Annotated in this window: 1 pseudogene; it reads right to left on the minus strand. The window is 65.1% G+C overall.

What is annotated here, in order from left to right:
* Positions 1-69: 69 nt before the first annotated feature.
* Positions 70-269 (minus strand): annotated as a pseudogene (locus JT719_RS24780) (hypothetical protein); the annotation flags it as partial.

A 269-nucleotide genomic window follows, 5' to 3' on the forward strand; every position in this document is an offset into this window, starting at 1 on the left:
TTCTGGGCGCCGATGCCGAGGAACTGTAGCATGATCGATCAGGTCTTCGCGTGTCGGGGAAGGGGGCCGTCACATCACGTCGGCGAAGGCCGGGCGGCTGCGGCTGAACCAGTAAAAGCCGCCCCAGGCGACTAGGACGGCAATTACGCTGTACGTCACCAGTTGCCACCAGTCCGGCAGCACCCCCCAGATGATCAGGGCGCGCGCCTGCTCGACCGGGATGGTCAAGGGATTGAGGAAGACGATCGGGCGCATCGCTTCCGGGACGG

Source organism: Sabulibacter ruber, from assembly GCF_017355955.1.
GTDB classification, from domain to species: Bacteria; Bacteroidota; Bacteroidia; order Cytophagales; family Hymenobacteraceae; genus Nibribacter; species Nibribacter ruber_A.